This is a genomic window from Haloparvum sedimenti (assembly GCF_001462205.1).
In the GTDB taxonomy this organism is placed as follows: Archaea; Halobacteriota; Halobacteria; order Halobacteriales; family Haloferacaceae; genus Haloparvum; species Haloparvum sedimenti.
The window spans coordinates 138,226-146,889 of record NZ_LKIR01000142.1 but is presented as its reverse complement, the minus strand read 5'-3'; the positions used below and the strand labels follow the sequence as shown (position 1 = coordinate 146,889).

The 8,664-nt window shown below is 69.5% G+C and carries 8 protein-coding genes; 3 read left to right on the top strand and 5 right to left on the bottom strand.

What is annotated here, in order from left to right:
* Nucleotides 1–171: 171 nt before the first annotated feature.
* On the top strand, nucleotides 172–1,287 hold the full coding sequence (locus AN233_RS15305; RefSeq protein ID WP_058367652.1) for a pyridoxal-phosphate-dependent aminotransferase family protein: 1,116 nt from the start codon (nucleotides 172–174) through the stop codon (nucleotides 1,285–1,287).
* A gap of 610 nt (nucleotides 1,288–1,897) precedes the next feature.
* Here AN233_RS15305 and AN233_RS15300 read toward each other — a convergent pair.
* From AN233_RS15300 to AN233_RS15295, 3 genes are all read right to left on the bottom strand, one after another.
* The gene (locus AN233_RS15300; RefSeq protein ID WP_058367623.1) at nucleotides 1,898–2,764 is read right to left on the bottom strand and encodes a DUF7089 family protein; all 867 of its coding nucleotides are present in this window, start codon (nucleotides 2,762–2,764) and stop codon (nucleotides 1,898–1,900) included.
* Complete coding sequence (locus AN233_RS18450; protein WP_426964640.1) at nucleotides 2,765–2,854, bottom strand: hypothetical protein; 90 nt, start codon at nucleotides 2,852–2,854, stop codon at nucleotides 2,765–2,767.
* Between the two features lie 83 nt (nucleotides 2,855–2,937).
* Nucleotides 2,938–4,254: a glycosyltransferase gene (locus tag AN233_RS15295; RefSeq protein ID WP_058367622.1), complete on the bottom strand. Its 1,317-nt coding sequence runs from the start codon at nucleotides 4,252–4,254 to the stop codon at nucleotides 2,938–2,940.
* 151 nt (nucleotides 4,255–4,405) lie between these two features.
* Here AN233_RS15295 and AN233_RS15290 point away from each other — a divergent pair, with 151 nt between their 5' ends.
* Entirely contained in the window at nucleotides 4,406–4,870 is a 465-nt protein-coding gene (locus AN233_RS15290) for a hypothetical protein (protein ID WP_058367621.1), read from the top strand.
* Between the two features lie 41 nt (nucleotides 4,871–4,911).
* Here the strand turns inward: AN233_RS15290 and AN233_RS15285 are convergent, their stop codons facing one another.
* Complete coding sequence (locus AN233_RS15285; RefSeq protein WP_058367620.1) at nucleotides 4,912–6,594, bottom strand: DNA-directed DNA polymerase II small subunit; 1,683 nt, start codon at nucleotides 6,592–6,594, stop codon at nucleotides 4,912–4,914.
* A gap of 129 nt (nucleotides 6,595–6,723) precedes the next feature.
* On the opposite strand from AN233_RS15285, the gene AN233_RS15280 reads away from it, so the two are divergent.
* Nucleotides 6,724–7,743: a S26 family signal peptidase gene (locus AN233_RS15280; RefSeq protein WP_058367619.1), complete on the top strand. Its 1,020-nt coding sequence runs from the start codon at nucleotides 6,724–6,726 to the stop codon at nucleotides 7,741–7,743.
* 103 nt (nucleotides 7,744–7,846) lie between these two features.
* Here AN233_RS15280 and AN233_RS15275 read toward each other — a convergent pair.
* Nucleotides 7,847–8,664 (bottom strand): Cdc6/Cdc18 family protein (locus tag AN233_RS15275; protein WP_394326211.1); only part of this gene is annotated, 818 nt, incomplete at its 5' end.

Below are 8,664 nucleotides of genomic sequence, written 5' to 3'. Positions count from 1 at the left end.
CGTCGGCTCCGCCGCGACCGTCTGGTGGGTCCGGCGTCGGACGGGGGTGGTCCGGATCCACCCATCGATCACGGAGCCGGACCTGTTGCCCGGCGGCGAGAAGGGAGAGTAGCCTCGCGGGCATCACAAACACCATACTCCCTCGGCCCGGTCCATTCACCAACGACCCACATGACCGAGAAACGCGAGTACACCGGCGACTACCCCGAGAAGACCCTGTACATCCCCGGCCCGACCGAGGTGCGCGAGGACGTGATCGAGGCGATGGCCCAGCCGATGTTCGGTCACCGGATGGACCGAATGACCGACCTCTACACGACCATCGTCGAGGACACGAAGGCGTTCCTCGGCACGGACAACGAGACGATGATCCTCACGGCCTCCGGCACCGAGTTCTGGGAGGCGACGACGCTCAACCTCGTGGACGAGGACGGGAGCCTGCTCGTGCCGACCTGCGGGAGCTTCAGCGAGCGCCACGCGAACGTCGCCGAGCGCCTCGGGCGGGACGTCGACCGCCTCGAGTACGAGTGGGGGCAGGCGGTCAAGCCCGAGGACGTCCGCGAGGCCATCGAGTCGAGCGAGAAGGAGTACGACGTGGTCGCGTGCGTGCTGAACGAGTCCTCGACCGGCGTGCGCAACCCCGTCGAGGAGGTTGGCGACGTGGTCGCGGAGTACCCGGACACATACTTCGTCGTCGACGCGGTCTCCGCGCTCGGCGGCGACGCGGTCGACATCGACGCGCACGGCATCGACGCCATCTTCGCGTCCACGCAGAAGGCGTTCGCGATGCCGCCCGGCCTCGCGGTCTGCGTCGTCAGCGACGAGGCCTACGAGCGCGAACTCGAGAAGGACTCCGCCTCGTGGTACGGCGGGTTCCAGCGCGCGCTCGACTACTACGACCGCAAGGGGCAGACCCACTCGACGCCGGCGATCCCGGTCATGCTGGCCTACCGCAAGCAGATGAAGCACATGCTCGAGGAGGGGCTCGACGCCCGCGACCGGCGCCACCGCGAGATGCAGGAGTACGTCCACGAGTGGGCCGAGGAGCACTTCGCGATGTTTCCGGAGGCGGGCTACGAGTCGCAGACGGTCGCCTGCATCGAGAACACGCAGGACATCGACGTCGCCGCCACCATCGAAGAGGTCTCCGAGAAGTACGACATGGTCTTCTCGAACGGCTACGGCGACATCGGCGAGGAGACGTTCCGGATCGGGCACATGGGCGAGCACACGGTCGAGAGCGTCAAGCAACTCACCGACGCCATCGAGGACGTCGCCGACATCTGAGCGCCGGGATTGGCTCGCTTCTCTCGTGGTTCGCACCGGATGAGTCGCTGATCGACCGACCACCCCCAACTGCACTCACGGCGGGAGTCGCGCTTTTTCTGCCAAAAACGTTCGTCTGGCGTGCGGTCGCGGTGCGGTGGCGGTGTCGTGCTGTCGGCGCGCGCGAGAATCGCGCGCGAGGGAGCCCGCAGCCGCGGTCGCGTTGCGGTGCGGTCACGCGACCGCGGCTGCGGCGAGGTTGGGGAGGTACGAGGCTGCGGGGCGGTGCTGTGCGGTTGCGGTGGGTGGGACTGAAAGGGGCAGTCGGCTCGATCCGGCCCCGGCACCGCAAGCACCGCAGCGGGCTGTGCGGAGAGCGAGGAGCGCAGCGCGTGTCGCGGCCGGTCGAGACGGCTGGGGCTTTCTGGGTGTTGCTGTCCCGATCAGAAGGATCTGCATCAGAGCCTGATTAGTAGCAGGGAGAGCCGGCTGGGGCTTTCGAGGTGTTGCTGTTCCAAGTAGCAGGATCTGCAACAGAGTCAGATCAGTAGTGGAGAGAGTCGCCAGAAACGCCCCAGTTGCTCCCGCCCCGATCAGCACCACAAGCGACCCAAACGCCGTATGAGTCCCCTTACGCGTCCGCGAGAGCGTCGAACGTCTTCTCGGCCCACTTCACCGCGTACGGCGCGCCGCGGTCGCGGAACGCGGTCGTGTCCAGCGCCGCGAACGGCGCCGGCAGGTCGAGGCCGTGTCTGACCGCCGAACAGGCGTACTCGGTCGCGTTCGCGAAGTCCGTCTCGCCGCGGGCGACGAGGCCCGGGAGCTCCTCGAGCCGGTCCGTCAGGCGATCGCCCGCGTCGACCCACGCGTCGTGGAGGCGCTCGCGTTCGGGGTCGTCCGCCCACTGCTCGAACGTCTCGCGCGTCTGGAGGCCGACCCACGCGTCGAACAGCGCGTTCGCGACCTGATAGACGTCCGTCGGGCCGTACCCCGCGGGGTCCTCGGGATCCCGGATCGCCGCGTCCAGGTCGGCGTACCGCTCGCCGAAGAAGGGGAGGAAGTGCTCCGGGATCCCGGTCGCGCCCTCCGGCATCGCGGCCGCGCCCGCGACGGCGCCGGTCGGGGGGTCGGCCCCGACCTCGACGAACGCCTCCGCGAGCAGGAACGCGAGGAAGTCGTCCGGCGTGGTCTCCGCGCGGCGCTTCACGAGGACGGTCTCGGGCGCGGTCTGGTCGGTCCAGACCACGGTCCCGCCGCCGGGCATCCCGACCGTGAACTCGGGGCCGGCGTAGCTCCGGAGCGTCTCCGGCGCGTCATCGGGGAGCCAGTCGGCCGGGTAGCTCGCGGGGCGGAGCCGGTCGACGAACAGCCCGAGGTCCTCCGCGACCGCGGGCGGGACCGTCTCGAAGTCCGCCTCCGCGTCGAGAACGGGCACCTCGGGCGCGTGGGCCTCGCGGACGGCCGCCACGTCCGCGGGGAGGTCTCGGGACGCGAACATTCAGGCGAACACGTACATCAGGACCACGAGTACCGACAGCAGCGCCGCCGATCCGACCGTTCCGACCACGATCTTCGTTGCCTTGCTCATGTCCGAACCTGCGGCCGCGCCCCGCTTAAAACCATCCAGTTCCGCGCGACCGCGTCCGGGAGTGTCCCGCCACCTCCGACCCGCTAGCTCCCCGCCGTCTTCGCGACGCGGAACCAGTCGCCGTCCCACGTCAGCGCGTAGCCGAGGACCGACGACAGCGTAAGCACGCCGAAAAACGGCACCAGGAGCGGCGTCGCCAGCCAGACCGGATGCGCGCCGTCGACGGCTCCGTCCGCGCGGTCCCGGACGATAAGCCCCCCGACGGTGGCCCCCACGACGAGTACGGGCGCGAGGTAGAACGGCGCCAGGTCCGCGAGCATCAGGACCGCGAACTTCGAGGCGAGCGTCAGCGTGAGCAGGCTCCCCAGCATGCTGGAGACGAGGCGTCCGAGCGAGAGCAGGCGCCGACGATGGCTCCCGTCGCCCTTCCCGAGCAGGGTCCGGTGGAGCACCTCGACCTGTCCGGTACGCCAGCGCTTGCGCTGGCCCCACAGGTCGCCGACCGTGTGGGGCGCCTCCATGAGGTTGACGTGGTTGCGACACTGCTCCACGTCGAGCCCGTGTCGGTAGCAGGCGTGTGCGAACTCCAGGTCCTCGGTGAGGCAGTCGGCGTACCCCCCGACCGTCGCCAGCGCCTCGCGGGTGAACGCGGTCGAGGAGCTCCGGCAGTTCGCGAAGCCGGTCAGCTCCACCGGCTTGTAGCTGGCATGGAACAGCGCGCGCTCGCAGTACGCGAGCGTCTCGACGAGCCCGGTCGGTTCGGGGACCCGCCGTCCCTGGAACACGTCCGCGCCGTGCTCGAGCGCGCCGACTGCGGCCGGAACGAAGGAGGGCGCCACCACCTCGTCGGCGTCGAACACGAGGAAGTGCTCGGCGTCGGAGCGCGCGACCGCGTCGTTGATGGCGCCCGCCTTCGACCCCGGACGCCCGTTCTCCAGCACCTCGACCGCGGGGTGCTCGGCCGCCAGCGCCTCCGCGACGCCCCGGGTCCCGCAGTCGCCCGGCTCCGTTATCACCCGGATCCGCAGGTCGGCGTACTCGCTGTCGAGCAGGCTCTCGACGCTCCGCTCGAGGACCTCGCCGTCCCGGTACACCGGGATCAGCGCGTCGACGGTGGGGCCCTCGTACAGGTAGCGGTCCTCGTCCCGACGGCGCGTGACCTCCCACAGGAGAAGCCCGCCCGCGAGGGCGAAGAAGGCCGTGAAGCCGACGAACGTCGCGACCGCGTCGAGGTAGAGGACGCGCAGGCTGATGACCCACAGCGCGAGCGTGACGCCCTGCACCTGCACCCCCTGCCAGAGGCCGACGCCGAGCAGCGTCGCCGACCCCGTGAGCACGCCCGTCCGCTCCGCGGCCCGACGAACGACGGCGTCAGCCCTGTCGAAGGCGCTCCGCAGCATACGTGGCCGAACGGCCGCTCGACACATAAGTTCTGTCGTCAGCGAGGACACGGAATTGTGAACCGTTAGCACGGTTTTCGGGGCATCCCGGAGAGCCGTTCGCGCGTCGCCGGGCGCGCATTTATGACCCACGCGACGGAACGACTCCCCCATGCACGTACGCGACGCCGTGGAGGCCGACGCCGAGGCCGTCGCCGCGCTCGCGTCGCGGCCGGTGGATGCGGTCCGCGACGCTGTCCACGAGCGGTCGGTTCGGGTGGCCGTCCGCGAGTCGGACGCGGCCGCCGGGCTCCCCGACGACACAAGCGATCCCGGCGACCCGACGGAGCCGTCGGACCCGGCCGGCTACGTCGCCTTCGACGCGCGGCCGGACGCGGTCCACGTCACCGGATTCGCGGGCGATCCGGAGACCGTCGAGCGCCTGCTCGCGGAACCGGTCCGGTTCGCCGAGCGCGAGGGGATGGTCGTCGAGATCGTCGTCGAGGAGACGGCGAGCGGGCAGCGCGACGCGGTCGAGCGCGCCGGCTTTTCCGCGGTCGGTTCCGGGCCGCGGTTCGAGGGGACGCCGACCGTGCGCTACCGGCTGGACCCCGCGACCGACGGCAGCGAGACGTAGGCGTCGTCGCGGGGGGCTTCGGAGAACTTCTCGACCGTCATTCAGGAGAACTTCCTGACCGTCATCTCCAGCGTGTCGAGGTCGAGGATGGGCGCGAAGCCCGCGTCCGGGTCGATGTTGACGGACTTCTGGAAGTCGGTCTGGGCCTGCCAGCAGCCGGAGTTGACCGCGAGGACGTTGTGGTACTTCCCCCAGCCGAGCTTGTGGACGTGGCCGGTGTGGAACACGTCCGGCACGTCGTCGATGACGAGGTAATCGCGGTCCTCCGGCGCGACCCGGGTGTGGCCGCCGAACTGCGGCGCGACGTGGCGCTTCTTGAGCAGGTGATACATCGCCTTGTGCGGCTCGTCGTAGCTGGCCTTCTCCGCCGGCAGCTCCGCGATCACCTCGTCGAGCGAGACGCCGTGGTACATCAGGACGGAGACGTTCTCGACGGTGACGGTCGCGGGGTTCGAGACGATTCGCGCGTCGTGGGCGGACATGATCTCCCGGAGCTCGTCGTCGAAGCCGGGCTGCGGCTCCGCGAGCCGGACCGCGTCGTGGTTGCCCGGGATCATCACGATCTCCGTGTCCGCGGGCACCTCCTTGAGGTACTCCGAGAAGCGCTCGTACTGCTCGTAGATGTCGACGATGTCCAGCTCCTCGTCCTGGTTCGGGTAGACGCCGACGCCCTCGACCATGTCGCCGGCCAGCAGGAGGTACTCGACGGGCGCGGCCTCCTCGGTGTGGAGCCAGTCGGTGAAGCGGTGCCACGCGTCGGCCATGAACTCCTGTGACCCGACGTGGACGTCCGAGATGAGCGCCGCCTGCACGTGTCTGTCGGCGGTGTTCGGGCGGTGCGTCCGCGGCACGTCCGGGAAGTGGAGCGCGTCCGCGAACAGGATCCCGCCGTCGTCCGCGAGCGTCCCGTCGACCGCGACGCACTCATCCAGCAGGAGCTCGTCGACGTTGTCCGCGATCCCCTTGTCCTTCATGATCAGCGCGGGGAACGTGCCCGTCGTGTCCTCCAGCTCGACGAGCCAGTGGCCCGACTTCGTCGAGCGCACGTCGTTGACGAGCCCGATCATCGCGGCGTCGCTCCCGCCCGGCATCGCGTCGATGGCCTCCGCGGGCCGGTGGTTCACGCGCCCCCGGAGCACCGAGGAGAGGCGCTCGTACCGGTCGCGGAACGTCCGGACGAAGTCGCCGTACTCGCCCGTCCCGGTGCTGTTGCCGGTCATGTCGTTGGCGATCGCCAGTTCGCGGAGCGAGAGGTCGCGGTCGTGGGTGGCGTCGACCGTCGGCTCTCCGTCTTCGTCCCCCTTCGTTTCGACTGGAGTCCCGGCTGCTTCTGATGGTGGTTTATGCGGTGTGTCTCCAGTCGAAACGGAGGGGTCCTGATCGGGGTCCTGATCGGGGGCCTCATCGGGACCCTCATCGGGACCCTCAGCGGTGGTCGGCGATGACGAACTGTCCCCGGTCGTTGCGGTCGTCTCTCCACGGGTGGTGGTCGCGGCGTCCGCGTCCGGGGCGGTCGGCGCGTCCGGGGCACCGTCGGCGTCGAGGACGGTGCGGACGTGTTCGGTGGTGATTCGGAGCGCGTCGTCGGGCGCGTGTTCGACCGCGGCCTCCAGCGTGAGCGCGGGGTTCGGAGCGCCCGCGAGCAGGGTCACCGCCTCGCGCTCGGCGTTGTAGCCGCGGCTCGCGAGCTCGCTGACGATCCGGGACGACGACTCCAGCGGCACATCGCTTCGGAAGCACAGGGCGGGCAAAAGCGTGCCGGACCGACCGGGTCGCGCGGCGGACAGCCGGCCGGACGCCGACGGCGCCGGAACCCAGAAGTTTCAACACCGGACGTGGCCAACCCGCAGGCGATGGAACCCGGGGATACCCCGCCGACCGACGACGAGGACGAGCGGGAGGGCCGCGATCCCGGGACCGAGACAGCGGACGCTGACGATGGGGGCGATGGGGGCGATGGAGGCGATGGAGGCGACGGGCTCCCCGAGGACGGTCCGTTCGGCGGCAACGACCGCCAGTACGCGGGCGCAGACTCGGAGCGCGATAGCGGGACTGCCTCGACCGCCACCGACGCGCCGAGCCCCGAGCACGGGACCGCGGCCGCGGAGCGCGAGACCGCGACGGGGGACGGAAACGGGGCGGACGCGGACCCCCTGAGCAGGTTTCTGCACGCGAAATCGGGGCCGCTCATGTGGACTCGGGAGTTCCTCTCGAGCGCGGTGGTCGTGCTCGCGGTCGGGCTGTTGCTGTTCGGGATCAGCGGCGTCTGGCCGCCGATGGTCGCCGTGGAGTCGGGCAGCATGGAGCCGAACATGGAGAAGGGCGACCTGATCGTCGTCACCGAGCCCGGGCGGTTCGCTCCGGACGTCGCGACCGCCCAGAACGGCATCGTCACGCAGGAGGACGGCCAATCAGCGGGATACCGCACGTTCGGCGGCTACGGCTCCGTCGTCGTGTTCGACGACCCGGGATCGGGCGGCTCGCCGATCATTCATCGGGCGCACCTCCGGGTCGAGGAGGGCGAGAACTGGTACGACCGCGCCGACAAGGAGTACATGAGCGCCGACAGCTGTGCGGAGCTACGGAACTGTCCCGCGCCCGCGACCGGCTACATCACGAAGGGCGACAACAACGCCCACTACGACCAGGCGCAGGGGATCGCCCGCGTCGTCCGCGACGACTGGGTCACCGGCGTCGCACGGCTCCGCATCCCCTACCTCGGCTGGATCCGGCTGATCGCGACCGGGCAGGCGACCCTGTTCGGCGGCACCACCTTGTCGGGAGCCCTCAGCGGCACCGCCTTTTCGGGTGCCGCGGGCGTCGGTGCGGGCCTGATCGGTGCTGGTGCGGTCGCGACGCGCCGGCGTACGTGAGCCTCTCGGCGGACGGCTGCTGAAAAGTGACTGTCGACGGACGGCTGCTGAAAAGTGAACGCGATGAGAAATTCTCGAACAGCCGGCTGCCGAGGCTTCACCGTCAGTTGTCGAAGCGGGCCTGGACGAACGGCTGCGCGTTCTCGATGTCGCCGAGCCGGGAGTCCGACAGCAGGACTGCTTCGGTCTCGTCGATGGGGACGGAGAGGCCCATCTCCTTGGTGCGGCCGTAGCGCCCCTTCGAGACGACGACCGCGTTGACGATGCCGAGCATGTCGAGCTCGCTGATGAGGTCGGTGACGCGGCGCTGCGTGAGCACGTCCGCGTCGATCTCCTCGCAGAGACGTTTGTAGATGTTGAACACCTCGCCGGTGTTGATGTTGTGGACGCCGTTCTTCTCCAGCAGGATGACCGCGAAGAGGACGATCTTCGACTGGGTCGGGAGGGTGCGGACGACCTCCACGACGCGGTCGAGTTCGATCTTGTCCTGCGCCTGCCGAACGTGCTCCTCGCCGACGATCTCCGCCTGCGAACGCTCGGCGAGTTCGCCGGCGGTCCGGAGCAGGTCAAGCGCGCGTCGAGCGTCGCCGTGCTCCTGGGCGGCGAACGCCGCGCACAGGGGGATCACGTCGTCCGTGAGCGCGTCGGGCTTGAACGCCGCAGTCGAGCGGTGCTGGAGGATATCCCGGAGCTGGTTCGCGTCGTACGGCGGGAAGACGATCTCCTCCTCGCCGAGGCTCGACTTCACGCGAGGGTCGAGGAAATCGGTGAACTTCAGGTCGTTCGAGATGCCCATGATGGAGATCCGGGAGTTGTCCAGCTCGGAGTTCATCCGCGAGAGGTTATACAGCGTGTCGTCTCCCGACTTCTCGACCAGCTTGTCGATCTCGTCGAGCATGATGACGACCACGCGCTCGTTGT